A 26,629-nucleotide genomic window follows, 5' to 3' on the forward strand; every position below is an offset into this window, starting at 1 on the left:
ATCGGTCGCGCGCACCGTGTTCCCCTGTTCTGTTTCTTTTTATTGGAGGCTGTCCGCCTCGAAATGCGTTTCCATGGCGATCTCGCCCGCCGATCCCTTGCGCCGGAACCCGAGCAGGATCACCGATGCCATCAATTTTCTCGGGTCGCTCAGGGTCACCGGGCGCTCCTGGCTCCACCGCGCCAGGCGCGCGACTGCTTCCTGCGGGTCGATCAGTTCGAGTTGCCCGGTTTCGCCGAGCCCGTTGCGTACCTCGGCGAGCAGTTCGCGAGCCTTGACTCGCCATCGTTCCTCGTAAGCCGGCCTGTGGAGCCGCTCCATGCGCAGGTGGAACAGGGAGGAGCGTGCCGTGCGCGGGGCCGTCATGCCGTCGATCCAGCGGTCGCAGGCCGTCCAGGCCTGCGCAGCCGCAGCCTCGATCCGTCCACTTAAGGTGCCTTGGGTCGCCGCCTGATTGCTCAGGCTTGCGGCGAGCCTCGGATCGTTCGTCGCAAACTCAGCCCGCGCCAAGCGAAGCGCTTCAGCGAACCGCTGGCGGGCCGGTTCCGTCCGCCCCTCGGCCAGTTCGGAGAGTGCGGCCTCCGTCAGCCGTTCCCATTGCAGATCGGATTCGTTCCAGCCGGCGGCGACAAGCTCGGCGAGGGTCCAGTTCTCATGCACCGAGGTAAGCCCTCCGCACATGGTCGTTGGCCTTGAGGTCGGCCGACCTGCCTTCCACGGCAATCGTCCCGATCTCGAGCACATAGGCGTAGGAGGCAAGCCTCAGAGCCAGACCGGCGTTCTGCTCCACCAGGACTACGGGCACGCCCGTTTCGGCGATGTTGGAAACGATGCGGGCCATTTCCTGCACCATAACCGGCGACAGGCCCATGGACGGCTCGTCGAGCAGGAGGAGCTTCGGCCCGGACATCAGCGCCCGTCCGATCGCGACCATCTGCTGCTCGCCGCCAGACAAGGTGCGGGCCCATTGCGTCCTGCGCTCCCTGAGGCGCGGGAAACGCTGGAAGATATCCTCAATGTCGCTCTCGATCTTCGCCTTGTCCTTGCGCAGGAACGCGCCGATGCGCAGGTTCTCCTCGACGGTCAGGTCGGGGAATATCCGCCGTCCCTCCGGGACATGGGCGATACCCCGCGCCACGATCTTCTCGGCGGGCAGATTGTCGATGCGCTGGCCCTCGAAATGGATCTCGCCGTTCGAAGGCTTGGCAAGGCCGGAAATGGCGCGCAAGGTGGTGCTCTTGCCGGCGCCGTTCGCCCCGATGATGGTGACGATGCCTCCGGACGGAACCTGCAGGCTGACGCCTTTCAGGGCGGCGACCTTCTGATAGTGGACGTGGAGGTTGCGGACTTCAAGCAGCATCTTCGTTACGCCCCAGATAGGCTTCGATGACGCGCGGATCGTTCGCGACCTCCTGCGGCACGCCCTCGGTCAGGAACTGGCCGAAGTTCATGACGGTGATGCGCTCGCACAGCCCCATCACCGCCTGCATGTCGTGCTCGACCAGCATGATGGTGATATCGCGCTCGTCACGTATCCGGCGAACATGGTCCATCATCCGCCGCGTTTCCTCCGGATTCATGCCCGTGAAAGGCTCGTCCAGGAGGATCAGCGTCGGGTCTGCCGCAAGTGCCACGGCCATGCCCAGCGCGCGCTGGTGGCCATGGGGCAGGCTGGAAGCCGGCTCTTTCGCCATCGCGCCGAGATCGAACAGTTCCAGTGCATCGCGCGCCTTGCGATCGGCCTCGCGTTCGGTCGGCGCATCGCCGCCCGTTATGCGCGAGATGAAGCCTGCGCCGGCGCTGCGGTGGCAGCCGACCCGGACATTGTCGATGACACTGAATTCCTGGAACAGGGTTGTGCCCTGGAATGTCCTGATGAGACCGCGCTGCGCCAGCCTGCTGGTCTTGAGGCCGGAAACATCCTGACCCTCATAGAAGACGCTGCCGCTGGTCGGCTTGTAGTAGCCGCTGATCAGGCTGAAGGTCGTGGTCTTGCCGGCCCCGTTGGGGCCGATCAATCCATGGATGCTGTTGCGCCTGACGGAAAAGGACAGGTCGTTGACGGCGATGAGCCCACCGAACTTCCTTGTGACGTTGCGCAGTTCGAGAATAGGTTTGTCGGACAGTGGACGCCTCCCATTGGCTACTGTCTTGAAATGCGCGCCGGTGCGGGTTTCCCGTTCTCCGGCGTGCACTTTTTTTATTCTGCTGCGGCTGGTGCGGCCTGTGTTCCGAGATAGGCTTGCAGCGAATCGTCGAGGGCCTCCTTCCACGGCGTGTGGTGGGGCGGGGCCATGGTGCCGGTGATGACCGAGCGATAGGAGTTGTTGCGGAACTCCATGATGCTTTTCTTCTTGTGCTTCTTCCACTCGAAGAAGGCTTCGTTGGCGCCGTCGACGTCGAAGCTGGGATAGTCGGTCTCGGCGATCAGCTCCTTGACGTAGTCGCCCTGATAGCGGATCGCGTCGTAGTCGTCCTTGCCGGCATCCTCGGCGGCGACGCGGGCCTCGACATCGGCGACCATCTCCTGCTTGCCTGCGGGCAGGGCGATGCGGCCCAGGATCACGTCGCGCGCCCACCAGGCCTGGGCGTCGAACATGTTGAAGGTGAACCACTGGTCCTGCATGCCGATGTAGAACAGCGCCGGATTGTGGACATAGGCGACGCCCTTGTAGAGATCGGCCGTCGCCAGGCGGTTGGCCGTCCTCAGGCGCAGGTCGTCGGGCAGGAAGGGGAAATGGTGCTTGTAGCCGGTGCACAGGATGATGGCGTCGATCTGCTTGGTCGAGCCGTCCTTGAAGGTGGCGGTGTTGACGTGGACCTTCTCCAGCAGCGGCTTTTCTTCCCAGTTGTCGGGCCAGTGGTAGCCCATGGGTTTGGTGCGGTAGCAGTTGGTGATGGAGTTCGCGCCGTATTTCCAGCATTGCGAGCCGATGTCCTCGGCCGAGTAGCTGGTGCCGATGAGCAGCACGTCCTTGCCGATGAACTCGCGCGCGTCGCGGAAGTCATGGGCGTGCAGGATGCGGCCGTTGAACTGGTCGAAGCCCGGGAATTCGGGAACGTTCGGGGTCGAGAAGTGGCCCGAGGCGACGATCACATTGTCGAATTCTTCGGAATAGCAATGGTCGTTGGGCAGGTCCTGGACGGTGACGGTGAACTTCCTGGTGTTCTCGTCCCAGGTCACCAGGCGCACGACGTTCTCGAAGCGGATCCAGTCGCGCACGCCTGCCTTGTTCACGCGGCCCTCGATGTAGTCGAACAGGACCGCGCGCGGCGGATAGGAGGCGATCTGCTTGCCGAAATGCTCCTCGAAGGAGTAGTCGGCGAACTCCAGCCCCTCCTTGGGGCCGTTCGACCACAGGTACCGGTACATCGAGCCATGGACCGGCTCGCCATACTGGTCGAGGCCCGTGCGCCACGTGTAGTTCCAAAGCCCGCCCCAGTTGGCCTGCTTTTCGAAGCAGACGATCTCCGGGATGTCGGCGCCTTTGCTCGCCGCAGACTGGAATGCCCGTAATTGCGCAAGACCCGATGGGCCAGCACCGATGACGGCTACCCTCCTGTTCATTTACGTCCTCCCCGTGTTCTTTTCTTGGACGAAAATTATTTCACCATCAGTATGGTATTTGGTTTCGCCTCGCTGTCAATGCACTGCATGGTATTAAGTCCTTTCCAAAACCGGAAAAGGTAGCCTGCAGGAACCCCGGGGACTTGCCATGCAATACCGGGTAGATTATTCTTCTGGTTTAATAAAGTTGACAAGCAAGAAAGTTTACCGGGAGGCAGAGTTGCAGGATACAGCTTATCCCGATGTGGTGCTTGGCCCACCTCGTGCGAGCGGGATTTTGCTTCCCGGCTCGCTCGCGCTGCCTGCAGGGATGGAGCGCTATGAGGTTGCGGGCGCAGGCGCGGTGTTTGTGTCGGTCGAGGCCGGGGATACGGTCACGGTGCGCGATCTTGAGGGCGGGCAGGCCTGCGAGCTGGTGGCGGCTGACGCCTCGGGCCGCACCGATGCCGCGATCCTCGGCGTCAGGTCCAATTCCAACGCCGCCGGCCTGCAGGCGCTGCTTGCCGGCGACAACAGCAGCCTGGCCGCTTTCCGCGCCGGGCTGACCCGGCGCCGCATCGACCTTGCCAAGGCCGAGGCGGTGCGGCTGTTCGACGGCTTGACGCCGGCGGGGACCGAGGAGACGTTCACTGTCACCCGCGACGGCAGCCTGGTGGTCGCCGCGCCGGGCGGGCCGATGGCCGTCGACGGCCACGACACGGTCACGCCGATCCTGGTTCTGGTGCGCAGGGCGCGCGTGCAGACACGGGCCAGGGGCGCGGAGCTGCCGGAGCCGCTGGCCGATCCGGTGCTCGACCTGAGGGTCAGGTCGGCCACCGCACAGTCGTTTTTCGTGCGTGCGGGCGAATTCATCCAGATCATCGATGTCGACGGGCGCCAGTGCACCGACTTCCAGTGTTTTTCGGCCCGCAAGCTCGACAAGGGCCTCGACAACCCCCTCGATGTCACCGCCACCCGCTCGCTGATGGGCCATGCCTATCCGATGCCCGGCCTGCACGCCAAATATTACGACCAGGACTTCGAGCCGCTGGTCGAGGTGGTGCAGGACACCTGCGGGCGTCACGACGCCTTCGCGCTGGCCTGCTACGCCAAATACTATGACGACATCGGCTATCCGGGCCATGCCAACTGCTCGGAGAACTTCAACCGGGCGCTGGCCGACAAGGGCGTGCGCCCGCGGGCGGGCTGGATGGCGGTGAACTTCTTCTTCAACACCGGCATCGACGCGCATGGGGTGATGTATTCGGACGAGCCGTGGTCGCGGCCGGGCGACTATGTCCTGTTGCGCGCGCTTACCGACATCGTGTGCGTGTCCTCGGCCTGCCCCGACGACACCACGCCGGCCAATGGCTGGAACCTGACCGACATCCATGTGCGCACCTATTCCGACAAGAACAGGTTCTCGCGCGCCATCGCCCGCCGCGTAACTCCGGATTCCGAGCCGAAAATGACCACAGAAACCGCCTTCCATTCGCGCTTTGCCCAGCACACGCGCAACTTCGTCGAATACAAGGGCTACTGGCTGGCCAATTCCTTCGCCAAGGAAGGGCCGATCGAGGAGTATTGGGCCTGCCGCCAGAAGGCGGTGGTGATGGACCTGTCGGCGCTGCGCAAGTTCGAGGTCACCGGCCCGGATTCCGAGGCGCTGCTGCAATACACGCTGACCCGCGACGTCAAGAAGCTGGGCGTGGGCCAGGTGGTCTACAGCGCCATGTGCTACGAACATGGCGGCATGATCGACGACGGTACGCTGCTGAGGCTGGGACAGGACAATTTCCGCTGGATCGGCGGCGACGACTATTCGGGCGTGTGGCTGCGCGAGACGACCGACAAACTCGGGCTGAAGGTGCTGGTGCGCGCCTCCACCGACCAGATGCACAACATCGCCGTGCAGGGCCCCAACAGCCGCGCCATCCTCAAGGAGGTGATCTGGACGCCGCCGCACCAGCCGCGGCTTGAGGAGGTGGAATGGTTCCGCTTCACCATCGGGCGCATCGGCGGCGAGAACGGCGTGCCTGTGGTGGTGTCGCGCACCGGCTATACCGGCGAGCTCGGCTATGAGGTTTGGTGCCATCCGCGCGATGCCGGCACGGTGTTCGATGCGGTATGGGAAGCTGGCCAGCCGCTGGGCTTGAAGCCGATGGGGCTCCTGGCGCTCGACATGCTGCGCATCGAGGCGGGGCTGATCTTCGCCGGCTACGAGTTCTCCGACCAGACCGATCCGTTCGAGGCCGGCATCGGCTTTACCGTGCCGCTCAAGTCCAAGACCGACGACTTCATCGGCCGCGAGGCGCTGATCCGGCGCAAGGAGCATCCCGTGCGCAAGCTGGTCGGGCTCGATATCGACAGCAATGTCGCGGTCGGCCATGGCGACTGCATCCATATCGGCCGCGCCCAGATCGGCGAAGTCACCTCCTCGATGCGCTCGCCGCTGCTGAAGAAGAACATCGCCCTGGCCAGGGTCGACGCAACACATGCCGCCATCGGCACCGAGGTCGAGATCGGCAAGCTCGACGGCCACCAGAAACGCCTGCCCGCAAAAATCGTCCCCTTCGCCCATTACGACCCCAAAAAGGAAAGGCCAAGGTCCTGATTTTCCGGGCCTGTCGATCAACCGGCACTGTTCAGGGAGCATGCGCAAGGAGAGGCAATGGCTGGAAAGGGCACCAATCCGATACCAGGCCGGCCTGACGGGCCCCCGTCGAAACTTTCGCAGGATGTTTCGCGGTGGCGCGTGGGCGAGCGCAAGCGCCTGATCGATCTTCGCCTTGCCATGAGCGCAGACGAGCGCGCCAGCAAGACAAGAGTAATCGCGGCCGGTCTTGATCGACTGATCGGCTCTCCACAGGGGCGCATTGTCTCTTTGTACTGGCCGTTCCGTGGTGAACCGGACCTGCGCGAATGGTCGATCAAGATCATCGAGGCGGGCGGGCAGATCGCATTGCCGGTCGTCATCGCCAAGGCGCAGCCTCTGGAATTCCGGCTTTGGGCACCAGGCGAGCCGCTGGAACGCGGTGTCTGGAATATTCTCGTCCCTTCCAGCGGTCGTGTGGTCGAGCCGGACGTCGTGGTGGCCCCGGTCGTGGGGTTCGATGCGGCAAACTATCGGCTCGGCTATGGTGGTGGCTTCTACGACCGGACGCTCGCAGCAATGACCAAGCGGCCTTTCAAGGTCGGGGTAGGTTATGCGGGCGCCAGGCTTGCGACGATCCATCCGCATGCGCAGGACATCGCCATGGACGCAATCGTGACAGATGAACGAGGCTCCCATGAGCACTGACGAACTGGTTATGGACCCTGTAGTTGCGGGTACCTCGGCTCGCGGCGGCCGGGTTTCCCGCCGCGATACCACGGGTGCGACGTACAAAATCTCCATGAAGAACTGCGCATTCTTTGCCCGGCACGGCGTGCTGGACGAGGAAGAACGGCTTGGCCAGCGGTTTTATGTGGACGCCGAGCTGGATGTGCGCCCCGCGGCGGGGATCGAGGAAGATTCGATCGAGGCCACTGTGGATTACGGGCTCGCCTTCGCCGAAATCGAAAAGATCGTCACTGGCCGCCGGCGCTTCCTGATAGAAACCCTGGCTCTCGACATCAGCCGGACCCTTTGTTCCGTGTTTCCACAGATCACGCGTGCCCGGATCACGGTGCGAAAACCCAACGCGCCCGTACGCGGTGTGCTCGACCATGTCGAGGTAACGATCGTCTGGCCTCAAGGCCCTGTCGCAAGCCTGTAGTCGGGGCGCAAAGAGTCTGCTTCCGCGACGTATAAACAGCCGGGATTCGGCTTGGCCGGCCATCCACGGTGAGAGATCAAAGCCAGTGCTTCTTGCCAGAGAAGGCTAGGATCATCTCGTCCAAATACCCAACGTTGTTTGGGGTGGGAGCTTTCGTGCCGTGTTGAGCATCTACACGAGAATTCGGCAGCCGGAAGCGCTTCGAATGTGTGAAGCCTGGGCCTTCACATCGGCACGGGAGGATGAAGGGTTCCTCCAGTGCCATATGTCGGATATGCAGGAACGAAGCCCAGGCGATGTCGGCGTGCGCCGGTGCGGGCGGCTCCCCGCAGACCTTCACATGCTTTACCAGCATCTTGTGGGAGAGCATCGTACTCATGATAGTGATGTCGCTTTCCTTAAGAGGGTGGAGGGCAAGGGTGCGTTCACGCTTCCTGTCATGGACATCTTGGAGTCTTGGCGAGATCGGTGACAGCGTTCGCGCAAGCCGGTTGGCGGGCTACAACCACCCGATTGACGGCCTATCTGCCCCTCGAAGCGGTTTACTTTACCAGGCCTGACCTTGTCGCCTGCCGTTTCCCGGCTCTCATGGATTCGGGCGATTGCCTGCTCAAATTGCTGTCGGGCGTGGAACGGCCGTAAGGCAAAACATTTGCAACCCATAATGTGACCTGGAAATGGTGGCAGCCACAAGATGACGGCAGCTGCGATGCGGATTGTCGAAAAGGCCATCGATCCATCGGCCGGGGGATTGGGACCGAGGCCAGCCATGCCTTTCATTCCGCTGCAACGTTTCGGGTAGCCGACTGCACGGACGGCGAAGCAGAACTGTAGGCGAGACGTGAACCCGCACGGAAATTGCCGACGCCCTGCAAAATCTGCCTTGACACAACAGATAATGATATAATTATTATGCAGTAATAATATTGCTAACAAACTTTTCCCCACAGTTCGGGGTGAGGGAGGTGCTGGAAAGCGGTGATGCATGACCACGAGGTGATGCCCTTTTGTGGAGGTCAAGTCATCGCGTTCGCTGTAGCTCAGGCCCTCCGCCAGAAGAGGGTGTGACCAACCTGGGGCCAGTGGCCCTTATCAACCATCCAAGGGGAAGTGTTATGAAAAAGATACGGTATGCGTTGTTTACGACCATTGCGTTGGGTGCACTGACTTCGTCCGCCTTGGCCGATTGCAAGCTTCGGGTCACGACTTGGGGCGGCAGCTATCAGAAGACCTATCAGGCGGTTGCCGCGAAATTCGAGGAGGAACACAACTGCACTATAGAATGGGTGGTTGGCGCCAGCCCCGACCATCTGGTGAAATCGCGCCTTGGCCAGGTCGATGTGGCGACGAACACGCTTCTCAATTCGATCGCCGGCGAGAAGGAAGGGCTCTGGATGGAGCTCGACAAGGCCAAGATTCCCAATATGGCCAATCTCTATGACAATGCGGTCTTCTCGCCCTACACGATCTTTGCCAATGTCGGCGACTATGTGCTGGCCTACAACACCGACAAGGTGAAGGAGGCGCCGACAAGCTGGGATGAGTTGTGGAAGCCTGACTATAAGAATCATGTCGTCATCTACGGCTTCGAGCATATACCGACCCTCAGCCTGACGGTCCTCCAGGCTGACAAGAACGGCGGCGGCATCGACAATATCCAACCCGGACTGGACCGCATGGCCGAACTGGTCAAAAGCGGCAATCTGATCGGTTCGCTCGATGTTGAAAGCCAGATGGTATCGCTGTTCCAGACCGAGGATGCTTGGCTCGGCATGCTCGCGACGGGGCGGATGAAGGAGTTGCTGGAAAAAGGCACCTCGAACGTCAAGTTCGTGCGCCCTGCCGAGGGCACTTTCCCGCTGATCAGCACGGTCAATATTACCAAGGCCGCAACGGACCCGGCGATGGCGCAGGCATTCGTCGACTATATTCTGAGGCCCGAGGTCCAGATCGCCTTCGCGGTCAACAATCTCTATGCCCCGACGGTCCAGAACGCGCCTATACCGGATGATTTCGCCTATCGGGACTTGCTGGTGCAGAATGAGGAGTTCAAGCGGCTCTACCTGCCGGATCAGGAGAAGATCACGGCCCATAAGGCGGAATGGCAGAACCAGTTGAACCGCATGACCAGCAAGTAGGATGTCGAAAGACGCCGGCGGCCGGATCACGCAGCCGCCGGCGCTTGTATTAGTTGGCTGAGCGAGCGCAGGAATTATGAACCACGCCACCGAACACGCCATACAGGTGCACCGCATCTTCAAGCAGTACGGACGCATCACGGCTGTAAACGATGTTTCCTTCGAAGTCGGGCAAGGGGAGTTCGTCTCCCTGCTTGGCCCGAGCGGATGCGGCAAGACGACCACCCTTCGCATGATCGCGGGCTTCATTATGCCCAGCGGTGGCACGATCCGTGTCAATGGTCGTGACGTGACCCATCTGCCGCCGGAGAAGCGTGAGGTGGGTTTCGTATTCCAGAACTATGCGCTGTGGCCGCATATGACCGTGGCCGAGAATGTCGCCTTTGGATTGAAGCTTCGCAAGCGCGGCAAGGATTTCATCCGCAACAAGGTCGAGGAGGCGCTGTCTGTAACAGGGCTGTCGGGCTATGAGGACAGGCTGCCGCGCCAGCTTTCCGGCGGACAGCAGCAGCGGGTGGCTTTGGCGCGCGCGCTGGCGCTGGAGCCCCAGCTCCTGCTAATGGACGAGCCCCTCAGCAATCTCGACCGTGCCTTGCGCATTGCCATGCGGCGTGAGCTGAAGCAGTTGCAGAGCCGGCTCAACATGACCACGCTCTATGTAACGCACGACCAGGAAGAAGCACTGTCCATGTCGGATCGTGTGGTCGTGATGAATGGCGGCGAGGTCGCGCGCATTGCCCGCCCCTTCGAGATCTACGAGGATCCCCAGTCCGAATTCGTCGCCGATTTCGTCGGCACCACGAACTTCCTTGACGGCGAGGTCTTGCGTACGCAGGGCGGCCAGGCTGTGGTGCAGGTGGGGAACTCCCCTCTTCAACTCGTTGTCGATAGCGAGATGCCGCCGGCGCAAGGCGCGCCGATGCGCATCCTGTTGCGGCCGGAGCGCGTGCATGTCTCCCGAGACAGGCCCGAGGGTGCCAATGTCTTTGCGGCCACCGTCAGTTTCATCGAATATTTCGGGCCAACCATCCGCTACACGGTCGAGGTCGAGGGCAAGCGCTTGCAAGCCGAGGTCCACAATGTCGATCGTCCGCTCGCTATCTCTTCCCCGGTATGGGTGCGCATCGATCCGGGCCATTTTCGCCTGATCGACCGCAAGGGTGCCTGAGCCATGAGGTCTAAGGCCGCCGCCGTCCTTCTGGCTCCCTCCTTCATGCTTTTGCTGGCATTTGTGATCCTGCCGCTGTTGTGGGTGGCCCGGGTCAGTTTCAATACGACGGTGGACGGAGCCTATATGGTTTCGGCCTTAACCCTGGAAAACTACACCCGTTTCCTTGGAAGCCCCTGGTACCTGGTCAACACGCTGTGGTTTTCCATTCGCATCGCGGTCCTGTCCACGGTGATCTCGGTGGCACTTGCCTATCCCGTGGCGCTCTACATCGCCCGCACGTCAGGCGCCCAGAAGAGCATCCTGATGACCATGGTGCTGTCGCCCCTCCTGATTGGCCTGGTAACACTCGTCTATGGCTGGATCGTAATCTTCCGGGGCGGGGGTTTGCTCAATTCGCTCATGATTGCGTTGCGCGTCTATGACGAACCCGTGCGCTATATGTGGGACTTGAAGGGCGTTGTTATCCTGTTGGTCTATATTGGCATGCCCTATATTGTGCTGTCGCTGCTCGACTCCATCGAGCGCATCAACCCCTCGCTGGTCGAGGCGGCTCGCAATGTGGGCGCCAGCCCTTGGACGGCGTTCTGGAAGATTACCTTCCCGCTGACGATGCCGGGGCTTCACGCGGGGCTGATCATCGTGTTCTCGCTAAATTTCGCGGCCTTCGCCGTGCCGCTCATGGTGGGCGCCAACGATACGCAGATGATCGGCCTGGTCATTTACCGGGAGGCGCTGCTCAACAACGATTTGCCGTTCGCCTCGAGTCTGTCGGTCATCATGGTGGCCGCCAATGCTCTGATCCTGACGGGCATGGGCTTCGTTTTCGGCAGGTTGATCCTGAACAGGCTGGAGGCCACGAGATGATGCGCACCGATGTCGGCGGCTGGGCGCTGCGCCTGTTCACCTATATCTCCATGGCGTTCCTGTTCTTCCCAGTTGCCATCACCTTGCTGGTGTCGATCAACCCGCGGGAATTCGTCCTGCCCCCGACAGGCTTCACGCTGGAGTGGTTTCGTGCCGCCTGGGCTTCTGATACCTTCGTGCGAGCGATGGGGGTCAGCCTGTGGCTGGGGCTGACAGCGACCATCGTTGCCAACGCAATTGCGTTTCTCGCCGTGTTGGCGATGATCCGCTACGATTTCCGGGGCAAGACTCTGATCAATCTTCTGATCATGTCGCCGCTGCTGATCCCGACGACGATCTTCAGCCTGGCGCTCTACGTGTTCTTTGCCCGTCTCGGCTTCGGTGCCGGCATTCCGGCGCTGGTGATCGGCCACACCCTGCATGTCCTGCCCTTTGCGGTGCGCATTCTTATGGCGAGCATGCAGAACTTCGACATGTCGCTGGAGGAGGCGGCGCGCAATGTCGGGGCGGGTCCGGTGCGCACGCTGTTCTCCATCACGCTACCGGTGATCAGGACGGGTCTGCTTTCCAGCCTGGTACTCTGTTTCGTGCTGTCGTGGAACGATTTTCCGATCTCGGTCTTCCTGGCGCCGCCCGGCTGGACGCCGCTGCCGGTCGAGCTCTTCTCCTATATAAAATACCAGTACGATGCGGTCGGCGCCGCCCTGGCGAGCTCGCTGATCCTGATCTCGGCCCTGGCCATCATCGTCATTGACAGGATGTCCGGTCTTCGCCAGGTCGTGAACCACTGAAGCGTGCTCTGTAACGAATGGGCGCCTGGCTGCTTCTGAAAAGAGGTCGGCCTTTGTCCGCCATCGGCAAGCACGGTTTGTGCCGCAGACCTATCGGATCGGCTATCCGCATATAATATCATTATTAAAATCGCCGGCTGCAGTCGGCGCCTTTTTATTATCCAGATAAATCAACAAGATCATGCTTCTGGCGGCCGGATTTCGTGCCTTGTCCCGGGTTCATGGGCTGTTGACAGGAAGGATATCAAAATATACCAGTTATTATGATATTATTTTATGGGCAAATACCTATCAATAATAGCCCAACTGGAGGAGCAAATGAAAGCAGTGGCGCGCATGCTGGCGTTGGCCGGTACGGTTGCAATGTTGGGGATCGGTGCGGCCCACGCCGCCGACAAGCTCACGATAGGAGTGCGGGCGGCCGCGACGAGTATCGATCCGCACTATCACCTGCTCAATCCAAACAAGGATCTTGCGGCCCACATGTTCGACGGCCTGACGGCCATGGATCAGAACGTTCACCTCAAGCCGTCGCTGGCCATATCCTGGCGGCTGATCGACGACCAGACCTGGGAGTTCAAGCTGCGGGAAGGGGTGAAATTCCACAACGGTAATGCCTTCACTGCCGATGACGTCGCCTTCACCATCGACCGGGTGCCAAACGTCGCCAACAGCCCGGGCTCCTACGCGGTGTACACCAAGCGTATTAAAAGCGTGGAAGTGGTGGACGACTACACAGTCCGCTTCACCACCGACGGCGTCTACCCGCTGCTGCCCATCGATCTTTCTATGGTTTTCATGCTTGACCGGGAGACCCACGAAGGGCTCGGGACGGAGGACTTCAACTCCGGCAAGGGAGCCATCGGTACCGGCCCGTACCGTTTTGTCTCCTTCCAGCGGGGCGACCGTGTTAAGCTTGAGCGCAACGACGATTATTGGGGCGGCAAGCCCGAATGGGACGAGGTGACATTGCGCGTCATCTCCAATGATGCCTCGCGTCTCGCGGCGCTTCTCGCCGGGGACGTGGACATCATTGATGCGGTGCCCACCACCGATCTTGAGCGCCTGCGCAACGAGGCACGCGTCAAGATATGGGATGCGCTGAGCATGCGCGCCATCTTCCTGTGGATCGATCACCATCAAGCCGAGGGAGCCACTTTTGTCAGCGGTCCGAACGGCGAGAAATTTTCCGAAAATGTGCTCCGGAATCTCAAGGTTCGGCAGGCCCTCAGCATGGCCATCAACCGCGATGCCATCGTCGAGAGATTGATGCAGGGTGCCGCCGCCCCTACCGGCCAGTTCCTACCCGAAGGTGCCTTTGGCTACGATCCCGGGATTTCGTCTCCCGCCTTCGATGCCGAGGGCGCCAAACGCCTGCTTGCGGAGGCGGGCTATCCGGACGGTCTGCGCATTACCCTGCACGGCCCCAATGACCGCTATGTGAACGACAGCCGCATCATCCAGGCCATCGGCCAGATGTGGGAACGGATCGGCGTCACCACCAAAGTCGAGCCGGAGCCTTGGTCGGCCTACATCGGCCGCATGACGCGCGGCGATTTCTCCATCGGCCTCCTCAGCGTCGGCACCTCGACGGGCGAGGCCTCCAATCCGCTGCGCTCCGTGTTCGCAACCACCAATCCCGACAAGGGACTGGGTGCATCCAACTATGGCGGCTACTCCAATCCTGAGATGGATGTTGTCGTTGAAAAGGCGATGGGCACCACGGATGATGCGGCCCGCGAGGCGCTGCTGCGCGAGGCAACCAGGCTGGTGATGGACGATGTGGCGGTGGTGCCGCTGCACATCCAGAAGAGCTTCTGGGCCTCGAAGCCTGACCTCGCGCTGGAGGCGCGCCGCGATGAGTCCACGCGCGCCATGGAAGTGCATCGCAAGAAGTGACCCGGCGGTCAGCCCTCGGGCCGCCGCCTCACTGGGATGCCGTATTAACCGGCATCCCATCAGCAACTTTTCCGGACGGACCAGACTTCTAATGGCCATATGGGTGTTACGGCGATTGATGCAGGCCCTGCTGGTCGTCTTTGCGATGACCCTGATCGTCTTCATGGCGATCAGCTTCATGGGCAATCCGGTCGACATCATGATTTCGCCTGATGCCGACCAGGCCGATCGCGCCAAGGCTATAGCCGCACTCGGGCTCGACCTGCCCGTTTGGCAGCAATATCTGCGTTTCCTCGGCGGCGCCATACAAGGCGAGTTCGGCCGCAGCTTCGTCTTCAACGAGCCGGCCATCGGTCTCATACTCAGCCGCATGCCGGCGACGCTGGAACTAGCCGTCACCGCCACGCTGCTTTCGATCGTTATCGGCCTTCCACTCGGCCTCTATGCGGGCCTGCGTCCCGACACCGCGCTGGCCAAGATACTCATGGGCGGCAGCATTCTCGGCTTCAGCCTGCCGTCGTTCCTGATTGGCCTGTTCCTAATCGCGGTGTTCGCGGTGGAGCTGCAATGGTTGCCGAGCACCGGCCGCGGTCAGACGGCGCCCCTCTTCGGCATTCAATGGTCGTTCCTGACAGCCGACGGCCTTCGCCATCTGATGTTGCCGGCGCTTAATTTGGCACTCTACAACATCGCGCTCATCATGCGCCTGACACGGGCCGGCGTCGCCGAGACCATGCAGGCCGAATATATCAGGTTCGCACGGGCAAAAGGCCTGACGACCCGCCGCATCGTCTTCGTTCATGTGCTGAAGAGCATCCTGATCCCGATCGTGACGGTCATTGGCATGGAATTCGGTATCACCATAGCCCTGTCGGTGGTGACCGAGACGGTATTCGCCTGGCCGGGAATGGGCAAGCTGATGATCGACAGCATCGGCGTTCTCGACCGCCCGGTCATCGTCGCCTATCTGATGATCAGCGTCTTGATCTTTGTCCTCATCAACTTCTTGGTCGACATCTTTTACACCGTGATCGATCCGAGAGCCGATCTGGGAGCTGCTGAATGAATGCCGGTGCCGTCCAGGACACTGCTTCCCCGATGAGGAATGAGGAAGCGCAAATAACCGACGATTCCCGGCCATTGGTACTGGCTGCTCGCGTCTTCGTAGGTTCGAAGGTGGCGATGGGAGCACTGGTCTTGCTGCTCTTGCTTGTGTTCGCGGCACTCTGCGCTCCGTGGATAACACCGCAGGATTCCTACGATCTTGGCCAACTGGACATTATGGACGGGCGTCTGCCTCCCAGTTCGGTTGGCATGTCAGGCCTTACATACTGGCTGGGAACCGATGACCAGGGCCGCGACATCTTCTCCGGTATCCTGCACGGCCTGCGTATCTCCCTCGGGGTTGGGGTGGGAACCGCGTTAATCGCGGCGATCATCGGCGCGACACTTGGCCTCGTCGCGGCCTTCTTGGGCCGGCGCACGGACACGGTGATCATGCGCGTGGTCGACCTGCAGCTTTCCTTCCCGTCGGTGCTCGTGGCGCTGATGATCCTGGCTTTTCTTGGCAAGAGCGTCTGGAACGTCGTTTTGGCCCTCGTCATCGTCGAATGGGCTTATTATGCGCGTACCGCGCGCGGTGCGGCGGTGGCGGAACGGCGCAAGGAATATATCGAGGCCGCTTCCTGCCTGGCAATCCCCGGCTGGCGCATCCTGTTCTTCCATCTGTTGCCTAATTGCCTGCCACCTCTGATGGTCATCACCACCATTCAGGTGGCGAGGGCAATTTCTCTGGAAGCGACATTGTCCTTCCTGGGCGTCGGTGTGCCGGTAACCGAGCCATCGCTTGGCCTGCTTATCGCCAACGGCTACCAGTACATGTTCTCCGGCCAGTACTGGATCATTTTCTTCCCCGGTGTGGCGTTGCTGCTTCTGATCGTCAGTATCAATCTGGTAGGGGACCGATTGCGCGACATCCTTAATCCGAAGGGCGTGTCATGAAGCCCACGTTGCAGGTCACGGATTTGCGAACGCATATCTATCTGCGTTCCCATGTTCTCAAACCGGTGGATGGCGTCTCGTTCAATATCGCACCCGGCCGCATACTCGGGCTGGTGGGAGAGTCGGGTTCCGGGAAATCCACGGTTGGATATTCGGTCATGAGAATGATCGATCCGCCGGGCCGTGTCGCTGGCGGCAGCGTGGAGTTCAACGGAACCAATATATTGGATCTGGACGACGCAGAAATGCGGCGCCTGCGCGGCAATCGCATTGCCATGGTCTTCCAGGATCCGATGATGACCCTCAACCCCGTGCTCACCATTGGCACCCAGATGATGGAAACCATCGCTGCACATGAGACAATCGGCAAGATGCAGGCACGGGATCGCTGCGTGCACGCGCTGGAGCTGGTGGGGATTCCCGCACCGGCCGAGCGGCTGAAAGCCTACCCGCACCAGATGTCGGGGGGCATGCGGCAGCGTGTGTCCATTGCGATCGCTTTGCTGCATGAACCCGGCCTGATTATTGCCGATGAGCCGACAACAGCGCTCGACGTGACCGTCCAGGCCCAGATTCTGTCGGAAGTCCAGAAGCTGGCGCAGGACAGAGGGACCGCCTTCCTGTGGATCACGCATGACCTGTCTGTCGTATCCGGTCTCGCCGACGATGTGGCGGTTATGTATGCGGGTAAGATCGTGGAACAGGGCAGGACCATCGACGTTTTGCGCAACCCGCAGCATCCCTACACGAGGGGGCTTATCGGATCGATCCCATCCGGCACGGCGCAGGGAGAGATGTTGACACCCATTCCCGGCAGTGCGCCCAACCTCACGCGGCTACCGCAAGGCTGTGCGTTCGAGCCCCGCTGCCCGCACCGCCTGCCACAATGTGCCAGCGCAGTTCCACCGCAATCGGCGGGGACAGGCCGCGCGCTCGCCTGTTTCAACCCTCTGGTCGATGCGAGGTGATGGCTATGACACAGACGCCGATCCTGGAACTGAGGAAGGTCGCCAAATCCTTCGCGAAAGGTGACGATATTGTATCGCGGGCCGCGCGAAAGCTTGGGCTGCTGGCTCCCAACCGTCCCCTTCATGCGGTGCAAGAGAGCAGCTTGCAGATCTGGAGCGGTGAGATTGTCGGACTTGTCGGGGAATCGGGATGCGGAAAATCGACGCTCGGCCGCCTCGCGGCCGGCCTCATCCGCCCTACTTGCGGCGCAGTACTGCAAGATGGAAAGGACGTCTCCACAATGACCAGGTCGGAGCGGCGTCAAGCCAAGCTCAAGACCCAGATGATCTTCCAGAATCCTTATGCGAGTCTCAACCCGCGGGCCAAGATTGGACAGGCAGTCGGAGAAGCTGCCCGGTTCCATGGCCTGCTCGATGACGGTAGCGGCAGGACAAGCTATGAAGACTATGTCGAAAGCCAGTTGGCTCGTGTAGGTCTAGACAGCGGCTATAAGAACCGCTTCCCCCATCAACTCAGCGGCGGCCAGCGCCAGCGCGTGGCTATTGCGCGCGCCCTGGCTGTCAAGCCGCACATGCTGATCTGCGACGAAGTGGTTTCCGCTCTCGACGTGTCAGTACAGGCTCAGATACTCAACCTGTTTATCGAGCTGCGTGACCGGCTCAATCTGACTTATCTTTTTGTTAGCCACGATCTGCATGTAATCCGTTATCTCTCGGACAGGGTGGTGGTCATGTATCTTGGCCAGGTCGTCGAAGAGGCACCCGCCGAGCAAATTTATCGGCATCCCAATCATCCCTATACGCGTGCGCTGCTGGCTGAAGTGCCGCGCCTTGGCGAAGGCAAAAGCCAGTTCACCGCGATCAAGGGGGAGATGCCGAGCCCGCTCGATCCGCCCAAGGGTTGTCCTTTTCATCCCCGTTGCATCCACGCCACCGCGCGTTGTGCCGTGGAAGCACCGGCAATAGTCGAGATTGCTCCCGGTCACCGGTCGGCGTGCCATCTCAACCAGATGTCTCACTGAAATTGCATGCAAGATGGAGATTCCATTGAAGAAGGATGTGTTGAAGGCAGTCGAGGACAAGGCGCCTGCCTATATCAAGCTGGCGGACTCCATCTGGGATACGCCGGAGCTTTGCTTCAAGGAGTTCAAGTCTTCGGCAATGCAGATGGCGTTGCTCGGGCGCGAGGGCTTCCTGGTCACCAAGGGGCTTGCCGGCATGTCTACCGCTTTCGTGGCTGAGGCTGGCAAGGGCGGGCCTATTATCGGCTTCCTTGGTGAATTCGATGCGCTTTCGGGACTGAGCCAGGACGCGGGCGTGGCAGTTCAACAAACGTCGACTCCGGGTGCCAACGGCCACGGCTGTGGACACAATCTGCACGGCGCTGGTGCCATGCTGGCCGCCGTAGCGCTGCGCGATGTTCTCAAGGCTCACGGTGTAGAAGCAACGGTCAGGTATTATGGCTGTCCAGCTGAGGAAGGCGGTTCCGGTAAAACCTTCATGACGCGCGCTGGCGTGTTTGATGACCTTGATGTGGCGCTCAACTGGCATCCTTCCAGTTTCTCGACGGTTAAGGCATTCCCGTCGCTGGCGGTCATCCAGGCGGCCTTTCGCTTTACTGGCAAGGCTGCCCATGCGGCAGCGGCCCCGCATATGGGACGCAGCGCACTCGACGCCGTCGAGTTGTTCAATGTCGGAGTGAACTATTTACGCGAGCATATGCCCGATCAGGCCCGTATCCACTATGCCGTTACCGACAGCGGCGGCACCTCGCCCAATGTCGTGCAGGCTCGGGCCGAGGTTCTCTACTATGTGCGCGCACCCGATATCCACGAGACGAAGGAACTGTTCCAGCGGGTCAAGAAGGTAGCCGAAGGTGCGGCCTGGATGACAGAAACGACGCTTGAGGTTTCCACCAGCCGCGGTTGTTCGAACAACATTTACAACAAGGTGTTGGACGATGTCATGTATGACAATCTGCTACAACTAGGGCCCCCACCCTTCGATGATGTGGACCGTGAATTTGCGGCGGAAATCCGCAAGACCTTCAGCGAGGAAGATGTCAGCTTCAATGCGTTGAACTTCGGTTTCCCGAGCCAGTCCTCCAAGGTTCTGAGCGATGACGTCGTACGTGAGGCACCGCAATTGCTCGGCGGTTCGTCCGACATGGGTGACGTAACCTGGGTGGCGCCCACCACCCAGTATTTCGGCGCCTGCTATGCCATTGGCACCGAATTTCATACCTGGCAGCTCGTCGCCCAGGGAAAAACCCCTGCAGCTCACAAGGGCATGATCCATGCGGCAAAGGTGCTGGCAGCGACCGCCATCGATTTGATCCAGAACCCGGTCATTATTGAGAAGGCCAAGGAAAACCTGAAGTTGATGAAGAGCAACCGACCCTATAGCTGTCCGATTCCGCCGGAAGTTCAGCCCCCATCCTATGCTGAAGCGTGCTGAGGTGGCGAATATGTTGCAGGCTCGCCTGGATGGGTTGCGAGCAATGATGACGGATCAGGGTCTCGATGCTGTGGCCCTGGTTCCAGGCAATGCGTTCCGGTACTTTCTCGGGCCGGATATGCCTTTCCTGGAGCGACCAACCGTTGTCGTTATCGATCGGCAAGGGGGCAGCAAGGCTGTCATCCCCGCGATCGAGCGGGCAACCTGGCAGAAAGTCAAGCTCGATGGCGATACGTCCTACTGGCGCGATGAAGATGGATATGCCGGCATCTTTGCCGCGCAGAGAGGGCAGGTGAATGCGCGCCGCATAGGCGTCGAAAGCTTCCGCATGCGGGTGGCCGAACTGAACGCACTTCAAAGCATGGTGCCGGACGCAGAAATCGTGCCGATCCACACTCAGTTATGGGAACTCAGGTCATGCAAGGATGCCAGCGAAATCGATATGATCCGTCGGGCGGTGTGTGCCTCCGAGGAGGCAATACGAAGCACTCTGGAAGAGGTCCGGGTTGGCATGAGCGAGATGGATGTAAAGGCTATCTTGCAAGGTCATATAACGTCTTGTTCCGGCATAGGGATTACCGGCGAGCTGCTGGTTCTGGCTGGCGACAACTCGGCCCGGCCGCATGGCCGATCGCGGATGGACTATCGTATCCGCAAGGGCGACGCCCTGCTGATCGATTTCGCCGCGACCTGCGAGGGCTATTGTTCGGATGTCACCCGCACCGCCTTCGTCGGGGCGATGTCGGATGAGCAGCACCGGCTCTACGATACGGTTCTGCGCGCCAATGAGATCGGCCGTGGGCTTGTACGGCCGGGTGTCAGCGCCCACGAAGTGGATGATGTCGTTCAGTCCTTTCTGGAGGCCAGCCCCTTCCGCGACTTTATCGTGCACAAGACCGGGCATGGACTTGGCCTCGATGTGCATGAGTTGCCTCATCTTATGCGTGGCAACCATACCCCGCTGGCGCAAGGCAATGTGGTGACGGTGGAACCGGGGCTCTACAAGCCAGGCGAGATCGGGGTCCGCATCGAGGATGTCCTGGCCGTTACCGAAAACGATCGCGAGGAACTGTCGACGTTCACGCGGGAGCCGCTGGTTGTGGGGTAGGGCCGTCTCGGCCAGCCCGGACGACTTCGGCTACAGCGATGATGTACGCCAATGCCCTTTCCACCGCGCCATTGCGACTATCGGCTGGAACAAGGCCCGTCAGGGTTTCGTTTGAGGTCGGCCCGGCGCCGGTCGCGTTCTCCTCCAGCCAGTAAGCGGCGAAATCGACCTGCAGGCGTTCCGCCATCAGTTCCGCCTTTTTGATGTCGGCACGAAGCTGTTCCTTCGCGCTCTCCGCGATGTCCTGCCGTGCTGGCTTTAGCGCGCGCCTGATGCTGCGCAGGGGTAGCACCGCATCTTGACGCCAACCTGACATTCCGGCCCGAAGCGTCGCAATCTCTTTGTCCGTAAGCGGTTTGCCCAAGGCTATGTCGGCATAGATGAGCATCAGCATCTCCACCACGTCCAGTCCTGCCTCGTCCTGCAGGAGGAGACAGGCTTCGGAAATACCGTTGCGCCGATAGAAATCGAGCAGGAACGCCCATGCGGCATCTGCGGGGAAAGGCCGTTCGCTCAAATCAATCCTCTCCATATTGGCTGGCCAGTTCGCCGACTGTAACGGGCTTCAGCGGCGCACGGATGCGGTAATATCCGGTCGCATCAAGGGTCTGGCGGGTTTCGCAGGCGATGATGGCGCTGACCGTAGGGCCGCACATGCGGCCCTGGCAAGGGCCCATGCCCGCGCGCAGGAAAGCCTTGGTCTGGTTCGGTCCGAGACAACCTTGGCGGACGACCTCCCGGATGCTGCCGGCACGAATCGCCTCGCAACGGCATACGACTACCTCGTCGGCTGGAAAAAGGATTTCCCTGCGTGGACGGTAGAGTCGGTCGAGGAAGGGTCTGACCGTCAAATGGGCGGCATACGCCCGCTGCGTGGCCGTCTGCCTGCTTGCAAATTCGGTTTCGTGAATCTTGTCGAGACGTTTCAGGATCACCAGCGCGCAGAGTGTGCCGCAATGGGCGCTTGCCTCGGCCCCCACGATGCCGCCGCCATCACCGGCGATGAAGATACCGGGAACGGAACTTTCTCCCATGGGGTCGAGGATCGGCCGGAAACACTGTTGCCTCTCGTCCCATTGGTGAGCACAGCCGATGGATCTGGCGATCTGCTGGTTCGGGATTATGCCCTCGTGCAAGGCGACCAGGTCACAGTCGATGCGGTGGGAGCGTGTGCCGACGTTGAAACTAACTGCGCTTGCACGCTCGGTCCCCTCAATATGAAGGTTGGAGACCTGACGATGGATTTTCACTCCGTGTCGGTGCAGTTTCGCTACCAGGCCGAGACCTTTCCACAGATAACGCGGACCATGGCCGAAGATGGCTTTCGGCAGATAGCGCAGTGCAGGGACAAGATTGGCGCGCACGGCCGTGTCGAGAAGTACCAGATCGGAGATCCCGGCTTGGAGGCACTGGGCAGCGAACAGGTAGAATAGTGGACCACAGCCGGCCAGCACGAGACGACCGGAAGGGCGAAGTCCGGCATCCTTGAGCATGATCTGCAAGGCGCCGATCGTCATGATGCCCGGCAGCGTCCAGCCGGGTATCGGAACCGGCCGCTCGATCGCTCCGGAGGTGAGGACGAGGGCCTTTGCCCGTAACCGTTCGACCTTGGCGTCGGCCTTCGTCCAAACAGTGCCGTCAGTATCGACGCGCCACACACTCGTGTTGAAGCGCAGCTCGGCAGCACTGGCGCGCAGCCGGGCCACCAGCGCAGCGCCATTCGCATAGTCGGGGCCAAGTACTGTGGTGAGTGTCGCGTTCTGACTATTGCGTTCGACAGCACGGTAGACCTGGCCGCCGGGCGCCGGTTGTTCGTCGATGATGAGCGTGCGTGCACCGCCTTCGGCCAGCGTCGTGGCAGCCATCATCCCGGCCGGCCCGGCGCCGATCACGATGGCGTCCCATAGGTTACTCATGCGAGCGTCCTCGCACCACGCTGGCGTCTGACGACCATGCCGGGATGGGCCCTGGTCAGGCAGGATTGTTGATTCTGCTTGCCGTCAATCTCGACCAGACACTCGAAGCACACCCCCATCATGCAAAAGGGGGCTCGCGGACTTTCATCGACTGGGTTCTTTCGCAGTGGCGAAACCCCGGCCTCCAGAAGTGCTGCGGCAACGCTGTCACCGGGCCGGAAGGGAAGCTGCGACCCCTCGAAGATCAGGACATTGTCGCCTGCGGGCAGCGCAGAACTGCATTCAACTCTGGTGAACATCGAACCTCTCGCTTGTGAAGCTCGAAAGATGCGAAGGCAACCGGCCTTGTACCAGTGCTGGGCCGATTTCCAGCGCATGGACGCTGGCCAGGGTGACGCCGCTATGGCAGGTCACGGCAAAGGCGCCTGGATAACGCGCGGATTCCTCGTAGATGGGCAGGCCGTCGGGTGTCATGACGCGCAACGAGCCCCAACTGCGCACGACCGTGGCATCGGCCAGCGCGGGAAAGACACGCGCGGCCGTCCTGCAGAGCGCGGCCGTAGTGGCCACATCGGTTCCTTCGTCGAAACCCCGCTCCTCATGGCTGCTGCCGAGCAGGACCGTGCCTTCGACCGATTGGCGGACGCAGTTGGTAGCATAGGGCAGGAACGACTTTACCCGCTCGGTCACAACGATCTGCCCCCGCTCGGGCTTCACCGGCATCGACAGTCCCATCTGCGGCGCGAGCTTGGCGGCGCCCAGCCCAGCGGCCAGAACGATGCGCCGGCCCAAGACGCTGCCAATTTGACTAGACGCCCGAAACGCGCCTGTTTCCGCATTGATGTGTTCAACCCGGAAACCCGGCCGATAGTGGCCGCCAGCGGCCTGGAACGCCAGTTGCAGGGCTCGCAGTAAATAGAGTGGGCTGACGTGGCCGTCGAGCGATGAAAAGGACGCGCCCACTACCTCGTCGCCTATGTCCGGTAACAGCGCCCGCAAATCGGCCCGGTCCAGGATGGAAATGTCGATGTCGCCGCCGTCTGCTTGCGTACGGGCGATGATGTCGCGGCGTTTGGCGATTTCTGCTTCGCTGAAACAGAATTGTAGCCCTCCAGGCTGCCGCCAGCCGATGTCGAAGGAAACGGCGGTACTCAGCCGCTCGGCGAAGTCCGGCCACATCCGCCCGGCCCGAAGTGACCAGTGCATATAGGGCGGGATACCGACGCCTTTGCCTTGCAACCATACCAGACCAAAATTACCGCGGGCCGCCCGGAAGGCGACGTCGCCTTCGTCGAGAAGGACGACATTAGCACCGGCGATCTGCGCGCCCCAGGCGAGGGCGGCTCCCACGAGGCCGCCGCCAACCACGATCAGGTCGAACGCCCCCATCGCGCCGCGTTCAGGGAAGGGGTTCGGAGTGGAAGTTGCGAGGCCTGAGGCCCGCGTGCAACCACTCGACCAGTGAGACAACATCGTAGACCGGCACGCCAAAGGTCCGCTGGATGGCTCGGGAATAGGGTGGCAGGTTGGCACATTCGCTGACTAGGGCGCCGATAGACGGCGTTTCGGCCAGCATGCGCTCCACCGTTTGGAACGCGTCGCGCTCCTGTGCTGCATAGGAGACCCGAGCGGCGTTGTTGCGCATGTTGGCGCGGATTGGCCCGTCGAAAGCAAGCTCACCGAGTGGTAGGTCCACAGGCGCACCGACATTGAGGAAATGCTGGTCTGTTATCGACTTGCGGTCGGAAATGATGACGCCGACCGTCCGGTCGACCGGCAGGGTCTGCAGTACAAGTGGAATTTGCATCAGGCTGGAGGAGGCGACCGGCACGCTGCTATAGGCGCGCAATTGTGGATGTACCATGGCCAGGAACCCGCAACTGGTGGCGATGCCGTCCACGCCTAGCTCTGTCAGCCGATCGATTGCGTCATAAAAGGCTGGTAGGGCCTTTTCGGGATTGCCCTCGATCACATCCTGCGGGCGCACTCCAGTCACGACATGGTAATGGACCGGAAACCGCCACGTCATGGCGTTGGCGACATCGCCTGGAAGGCGCTCGAACCCGGTGTCGAGCACGATGATGCCGATGGTCGCGCCATGCACCGGCCGCCGGCGGGGAGGGCGGTTGGTGGATTGCTCGACAGTCATGAGGGTTCGCATCTGCAAGGTTCCGGCTTCGTCAGGAGGCGCCGCCGCCGGGCTTCAGGCTAGCTTCACGGTCGGCGCTCATTCCCTTCCACCGCTCCACCTTGCCGCTGTCGATGCCGAACAGATCGAGTGCGCGGCCGACGCTGTGGTCTACCATCTCATCGAGCGAGCGTGGCTTGGCGTAGAACGCCGGAACCGGCGGCATAAGAATTGCCCCCATTTCTGCAAGGGAAGTCATCGTCCTGAGATGGCCGAGATGAAGAGGTGTCTCACGCAGCATCAGCACGAGCTTGCGGCGCTCCTTCAGCACCACGTCCGCGGCGCGACTCATGAGGCTGGAGGTTACTCCCGAGGCAATTTCAGACATCGTTCTTATGGAGCAGGGCGCTATCAGCATGCCAAGCGTCCGGAACGAGCCGCTGGAGATCGAAGCTCCGATATCTTGTACATTGTGGCAGACGCTGGCCCGTTCGGCGACCTCCGCCGGCCGCATGTCCAGTTCCTGGGCAAGTGTCAGATGCGCCGACCGCGTCACGATAAGGTGGGTCTCAATGCCAGCGGCCTTGAGTTGGTCGAGCGCCCTGACGCCATAGACGGCGCCGGATGCGCCGCTGATACCGACGATGATGCGGGGCGGCGGTTCTGCCCCGCCCTCCTGCCGGAATGCAGCCGGTTCGCTCATGCGTTTTCGAACCAGTCAGCCAGGTCGACCTTGTCAGCAAGGCGGATCTTCTTGCGCTCGAATTCGGCCTTGCGATGGAATGGCTTGGTGGCGTCCACGAGCAAGCGGCCCCAGTGATCCTTGGCCTCGTCACGATAGAAGGACGGCGTTTCGGGAATGATAATTATATCCTTGTCAGGGCGGCAGCGGGTCAGCGTCGCCCACATCACGTCGTCCATGCTGTAGATGTCAACGTCCTCGTCGACGACGGTGATCACCTTGGCCCAGATCGGCTCGGCGCCGATCGTGGCCAGCATGACCTGGCGAGCGTGGCCCTCGAATTGCTGGTCGATCTTGATCACGGCATGGTTGACGAAGGGCTGGCAAGTGACGTCGAGGATGCCGGGCAGCGCCGCGCTCAACCGCTGGAAGATGTTGGCGGACACCGACAGTTCCAGCGTCAGAACCTCCTCGGCCGAACCGCACAGGATGCTGTGGAACATGGCATCGCGTCGCACGGTCACCCCTAAAACCTCGAACACTGCATTCGGGCCTTCAGGCACATAATAGCCCATGAATTCGCCGAATGGCCCCTCGGGTCGGCGTTCGTTGGGCAGGAAACGACCCTCGATGACGATCTCGGTATCGGCGGGGACTTCGAGGTCGATATATTTGCACTTGCGCATGGCAATGGGACTGCCCTTAAGCCTGGCTGCGACCTCGAGCTCGTCTACGTCATAGGCCAGCGGCGCTGCAGCGGTGAGAAAGGATGTCGCCGGCGCACCGATCAGCATTGCCGCCTCCAGTGGCTTGCCCATCTTCTCGGCCTTCTCGTGGTAGATGGTGAGGTGATGACGCGGTGCTAGGCGACAGCGCAACTCGTTGTCGTTCACATACATGGACCGATGATACGACAGGTTGCCGACCCCAGTCTCGGGATCTTTGGCGATGAACATGGCCGAGGTGAAATAAGGTGCGGCATCACGGTCGGAATAGGTGATGAGCGGCAAGTCCGACAGCTTGCATTCCTTCAGTTCGGAGTCCTCCACCTTGATGAAGGGTTCGCCGATGCTTGCGGAGCCTAGATTGGCGAGGTTGCTCCACTGGCGGCAGAAGTCGGCGGAATCGATGCCGATTACCTCTGCCAGACGATCTCGCGAGCCGTAGACGTTGGTAACGACAGGAAAGCGCGTGCCTTTGA

General features: G+C 61.1%; 26 protein-coding genes. 14 read left to right on the forward strand and 12 right to left on the reverse strand.

Features of this window, described 5'->3' with window-relative positions; all coding sequences use genetic code 11:
* Positions 1–39: 39 nt before the first annotated feature.
* The 4 genes from ACVCNR_RS24710 to ACVCNR_RS24730 are packed head-to-tail and all read right to left on the reverse strand — an operon-like array spanning position 40 to position 3,568.
* A complete protein-coding gene (locus ACVCNR_RS24710; protein ID WP_447076894.1) occupies positions 40–681 on the reverse strand; it encodes a hypothetical protein in 642 nt (213 codons plus the stop codon).
* The gene (locus ACVCNR_RS24715; protein WP_447076918.1) at positions 653–1,357 is read right to left on the reverse strand and encodes an ABC transporter ATP-binding protein; all 705 of its coding nucleotides are present in this window, start codon (positions 1,355–1,357) and stop codon (positions 653–655) included. The genes ACVCNR_RS24710 and ACVCNR_RS24715 overlap by 29 nt, the downstream gene beginning before the upstream one ends.
* Positions 1,350–2,195 carry an ABC transporter ATP-binding protein gene (locus ACVCNR_RS24720; protein WP_447076896.1) on the reverse strand — a complete coding sequence of 282 codons (846 nt, stop codon included), beginning with the start codon at positions 2,193–2,195 and terminating at the stop codon, positions 1,350–1,352. The genes ACVCNR_RS24715 and ACVCNR_RS24720 overlap by 8 nt, the downstream gene beginning before the upstream one ends.
* A 5-nt stretch (positions 2,196–2,200) precedes the next feature.
* The gene (locus tag ACVCNR_RS24730; protein ID WP_514373798.1) at positions 2,201–3,568 is read right to left on the reverse strand and encodes a trimethylamine monooxygenase; all 1,368 of its coding nucleotides are present in this window, start codon (positions 3,566–3,568) and stop codon (positions 2,201–2,203) included.
* 220 nt (positions 3,569–3,788) lie between these two features.
* On the opposite strand from ACVCNR_RS24730, the gene ACVCNR_RS24735 reads away from it, so the two are divergent.
* From ACVCNR_RS24735 to folB, 3 genes are all read left to right on the forward strand, one after another.
* Positions 3,789–6,161 (forward strand): trimethylamine N-oxide demethylase, encoded by a 2,373-nt coding sequence (locus ACVCNR_RS24735; RefSeq protein WP_447076897.1) that lies wholly within the window; start codon positions 3,789–3,791, stop codon positions 6,159–6,161.
* A gap of 57 nt (positions 6,162–6,218) precedes the next feature.
* Positions 6,219–6,848: a 5-formyltetrahydrofolate cyclo-ligase gene (locus ACVCNR_RS24740; RefSeq protein ID WP_447076898.1), complete on the forward strand. Its 630-nt coding sequence runs from the start codon at positions 6,219–6,221 to the stop codon at positions 6,846–6,848.
* 94 nt (positions 6,849–6,942) lie between these two features.
* Positions 6,943–7,305 carry a dihydroneopterin aldolase gene (gene folB, locus ACVCNR_RS24745; protein WP_447076919.1) on the forward strand — a complete coding sequence of 121 codons (363 nt, stop codon included), beginning with the start codon at positions 6,943–6,945 and terminating at the stop codon, positions 7,303–7,305.
* A gap of 76 nt (positions 7,306–7,381) precedes the next feature.
* Here folB and ACVCNR_RS24750 read toward each other — a convergent pair whose 3' ends face one another.
* A complete protein-coding gene (locus ACVCNR_RS24750) occupies positions 7,382–7,684 on the reverse strand; it encodes a hypothetical protein (RefSeq protein WP_447076899.1) in 303 nt (100 codons plus the stop codon).
* 685 nt (positions 7,685–8,369) lie between these two features.
* Between ACVCNR_RS24750 and ACVCNR_RS24755 the strand changes: the two genes are divergently transcribed.
* The 11 genes from ACVCNR_RS24755 to ACVCNR_RS24805 all read left to right on the forward strand — a co-directional run bounded on the left by ACVCNR_RS24755 (position 8,370) and on the right by ACVCNR_RS24805 (position 20,702).
* Entirely contained in the window at positions 8,370–9,443 is a 1,074-nt protein-coding gene (locus tag ACVCNR_RS24755) for an extracellular solute-binding protein (RefSeq protein WP_447076900.1), read from the forward strand.
* Between the two features lie 76 nt (positions 9,444–9,519).
* The gene (locus ACVCNR_RS24760; protein WP_447076901.1) at positions 9,520–10,611 is read left to right on the forward strand and encodes an ABC transporter ATP-binding protein; all 1,092 of its coding nucleotides are present in this window, start codon (positions 9,520–9,522) and stop codon (positions 10,609–10,611) included.
* Positions 10,612–10,614: 3 nt separating this feature from the next.
* A complete protein-coding gene (locus ACVCNR_RS24765) occupies positions 10,615–11,478 on the forward strand; it encodes an ABC transporter permease (protein WP_447076902.1) in 864 nt (287 codons plus the stop codon).
* Positions 11,475–12,269: an ABC transporter permease gene (locus ACVCNR_RS24770; RefSeq protein ID WP_354196045.1), complete on the forward strand. Its 795-nt coding sequence runs from the start codon at positions 11,475–11,477 to the stop codon at positions 12,267–12,269. The genes ACVCNR_RS24765 and ACVCNR_RS24770 overlap by 4 nt, the downstream gene beginning before the upstream one ends.
* A gap of 318 nt (positions 12,270–12,587) precedes the next feature.
* Complete coding sequence (locus tag ACVCNR_RS24775) at positions 12,588–14,168, forward strand: ABC transporter substrate-binding protein (protein WP_447076903.1); 1,581 nt, start codon at positions 12,588–12,590, stop codon at positions 14,166–14,168.
* Positions 14,169–14,259: 91 nt separating this feature from the next.
* The gene (locus ACVCNR_RS24780) at positions 14,260–15,234 is read left to right on the forward strand and encodes an ABC transporter permease (protein WP_354196049.1); all 975 of its coding nucleotides are present in this window, start codon (positions 14,260–14,262) and stop codon (positions 15,232–15,234) included.
* Positions 15,231–16,169, forward strand: coding sequence for an ABC transporter permease (locus ACVCNR_RS24785; protein WP_447076904.1), 939 nt, complete (start codon positions 15,231–15,233; stop codon positions 16,167–16,169). Before ACVCNR_RS24780 ends, ACVCNR_RS24785 begins: the two co-directional genes overlap by 4 nt.
* Positions 16,166–17,137, forward strand: coding sequence for an ABC transporter ATP-binding protein (locus ACVCNR_RS24790; protein ID WP_354196053.1), 972 nt, complete (start codon positions 16,166–16,168; stop codon positions 17,135–17,137). The genes ACVCNR_RS24785 and ACVCNR_RS24790 overlap by 4 nt, the downstream gene beginning before the upstream one ends.
* On the forward strand, positions 17,137–18,159 hold the full coding sequence (locus ACVCNR_RS24795) for an ABC transporter ATP-binding protein (RefSeq protein WP_354196055.1): 1,023 nt from the start codon (positions 17,137–17,139) through the stop codon (positions 18,157–18,159). Before ACVCNR_RS24790 ends, ACVCNR_RS24795 begins: the two co-directional genes overlap by 1 nt.
* Positions 18,160–18,184: 25 nt before the next feature.
* Positions 18,185–19,594 (forward strand): M20 family metallopeptidase, encoded by a 1,410-nt coding sequence (locus ACVCNR_RS24800; protein WP_447076905.1) that lies wholly within the window; start codon positions 18,185–18,187, stop codon positions 19,592–19,594.
* Between the two features lie 10 nt (positions 19,595–19,604).
* Positions 19,605–20,702, forward strand: a complete 1,098-nt coding sequence (locus ACVCNR_RS24805) for a M24 family metallopeptidase (RefSeq protein ID WP_354196059.1) — start codon at positions 19,605–19,607, stop codon at positions 20,700–20,702.
* Here ACVCNR_RS24805 and ACVCNR_RS24810 read toward each other — a convergent pair.
* The 7 genes from ACVCNR_RS24810 to ACVCNR_RS24840 form a co-directional block, all read right to left on the reverse strand.
* Positions 20,674–21,219: a TIGR02444 family protein gene (locus ACVCNR_RS24810; protein WP_354196061.1), complete on the reverse strand. Its 546-nt coding sequence runs from the start codon at positions 21,217–21,219 to the stop codon at positions 20,674–20,676. The two genes, ACVCNR_RS24805 and ACVCNR_RS24810, sit on opposite strands and share 29 nt — an antisense overlap.
* 1 nt (position 21,220) lies before the next feature.
* Positions 21,221–22,618 (reverse strand): FAD-dependent oxidoreductase, encoded by a 1,398-nt coding sequence (locus ACVCNR_RS24815; protein WP_354196063.1) that lies wholly within the window; start codon positions 22,616–22,618, stop codon positions 21,221–21,223.
* Positions 22,615–22,995, reverse strand: coding sequence for a (2Fe-2S)-binding protein (locus ACVCNR_RS24820; protein WP_447076906.1), 381 nt, complete (start codon positions 22,993–22,995; stop codon positions 22,615–22,617). The genes ACVCNR_RS24815 and ACVCNR_RS24820 overlap by 4 nt, the downstream gene beginning before the upstream one ends.
* Positions 22,901–24,007 carry an NAD(P)/FAD-dependent oxidoreductase gene (locus tag ACVCNR_RS24825; protein ID WP_354196067.1) on the reverse strand — a complete coding sequence of 369 codons (1,107 nt, stop codon included), beginning with the start codon at positions 24,005–24,007 and terminating at the stop codon, positions 22,901–22,903. The genes ACVCNR_RS24820 and ACVCNR_RS24825 overlap by 95 nt, the downstream gene beginning before the upstream one ends.
* A 10-nt stretch (positions 24,008–24,017) precedes the next feature.
* Positions 24,018–24,779, reverse strand: a complete 762-nt coding sequence (locus tag ACVCNR_RS24830) for an aspartate/glutamate racemase family protein (protein ID WP_447076907.1) — start codon at positions 24,777–24,779, stop codon at positions 24,018–24,020.
* 19 nt (positions 24,780–24,798) lie between these two features.
* The gene (locus ACVCNR_RS24835) at positions 24,799–25,449 is read right to left on the reverse strand and encodes a UbiX family flavin prenyltransferase (RefSeq protein ID WP_354196071.1); all 651 of its coding nucleotides are present in this window, start codon (positions 25,447–25,449) and stop codon (positions 24,799–24,801) included.
* Positions 25,446–26,629, reverse strand: a 1,184-nt coding sequence (locus ACVCNR_RS24840) for a UbiD family decarboxylase (protein WP_447076908.1), incomplete at its 5' end; no start/stop codon positions are given. The genes ACVCNR_RS24840 and ACVCNR_RS24835, both read right to left, overlap by 4 nt.

The organism is Aquamicrobium terrae, assembly GCF_052978165.1.

What these genes read in the sequence shown, in the direction of transcription:
- ACVCNR_RS24805 (WP_354196059.1), top strand. Translation starts at nt 19,605, where the DNA reads ATGTTGCAGGCTCGCCTGGATGGGTTGCGAGCAATGATGACGGATCAG.
- ACVCNR_RS24770 (WP_354196045.1), top strand. Translation starts at nt 11,475, where the DNA reads ATGATGCGCACCGATGTCGGCGGCTGGGCGCTGCGCCTGTTCACCTAT.
- ACVCNR_RS24760 (WP_447076901.1), top strand. Translation starts at nt 9,520, where the DNA reads ATGAACCACGCCACCGAACACGCCATACAGGTGCACCGCATCTTCAAG.
- ACVCNR_RS24835 (WP_354196071.1), bottom strand. Translation starts at nt 25,449, where the DNA reads ATGAGCGAACCGGCTGCATTCCGGCAGGAGGGCGGGGCAGAACCGCCG.
- ACVCNR_RS24815 (WP_354196063.1), bottom strand. Translation starts at nt 22,618, where the DNA reads ATGAGTAACCTATGGGACGCCATCGTGATCGGCGCCGGGCCGGCCGGG.
- ACVCNR_RS24830 (WP_447076907.1), bottom strand. Translation starts at nt 24,779, where the DNA reads ATGCGAACCCTCATGACTGTCGAGCAATCCACCAACCGCCCTCCCCGC.
- ACVCNR_RS24795 (WP_354196055.1), top strand. Translation starts at nt 17,137, where the DNA reads ATGGCTATGACACAGACGCCGATCCTGGAACTGAGGAAGGTCGCCAAA.
- ACVCNR_RS24730 (WP_514373798.1), bottom strand. Translation starts at nt 3,568, where the DNA reads ATGAACAGGAGGGTAGCCGTCATCGGTGCTGGCCCATCGGGTCTTGCG.
- ACVCNR_RS24790 (WP_354196053.1), top strand. Translation starts at nt 16,166, where the DNA reads ATGAAGCCCACGTTGCAGGTCACGGATTTGCGAACGCATATCTATCTG.
- ACVCNR_RS24765 (WP_447076902.1), top strand. Translation starts at nt 10,615, where the DNA reads ATGAGGTCTAAGGCCGCCGCCGTCCTTCTGGCTCCCTCCTTCATGCTT.
- folB (WP_447076919.1), top strand. Translation starts at nt 6,943, where the DNA reads ATGAAGAACTGCGCATTCTTTGCCCGGCACGGCGTGCTGGACGAGGAA.
- ACVCNR_RS24710 (WP_447076894.1), bottom strand. Translation starts at nt 681, where the DNA reads ATGTGCGGAGGGCTTACCTCGGTGCATGAGAACTGGACCCTCGCCGAG.
- ACVCNR_RS24750 (WP_447076899.1), bottom strand. Translation starts at nt 7,684, where the DNA reads ATGAGTACGATGCTCTCCCACAAGATGCTGGTAAAGCATGTGAAGGTC.
- ACVCNR_RS24825 (WP_354196067.1), bottom strand. Translation starts at nt 24,007, where the DNA reads ATGGGGGCGTTCGACCTGATCGTGGTTGGCGGCGGCCTCGTGGGAGCC.
- ACVCNR_RS24775 (WP_447076903.1), top strand. Translation starts at nt 12,588, where the DNA reads ATGAAAGCAGTGGCGCGCATGCTGGCGTTGGCCGGTACGGTTGCAATG.
- ACVCNR_RS24740 (WP_447076898.1), top strand. Translation starts at nt 6,219, where the DNA reads ATGGCTGGAAAGGGCACCAATCCGATACCAGGCCGGCCTGACGGGCCC.
- ACVCNR_RS24780 (WP_354196049.1), top strand. Translation starts at nt 14,260, where the DNA reads ATGGCCATATGGGTGTTACGGCGATTGATGCAGGCCCTGCTGGTCGTC.
- ACVCNR_RS24820 (WP_447076906.1), bottom strand. Translation starts at nt 22,995, where the DNA reads ATGCGCTGGAAATCGGCCCAGCACTGGTACAAGGCCGGTTGCCTTCGC.
- ACVCNR_RS24785 (WP_447076904.1), top strand. Translation starts at nt 15,231, where the DNA reads ATGAATGCCGGTGCCGTCCAGGACACTGCTTCCCCGATGAGGAATGAG.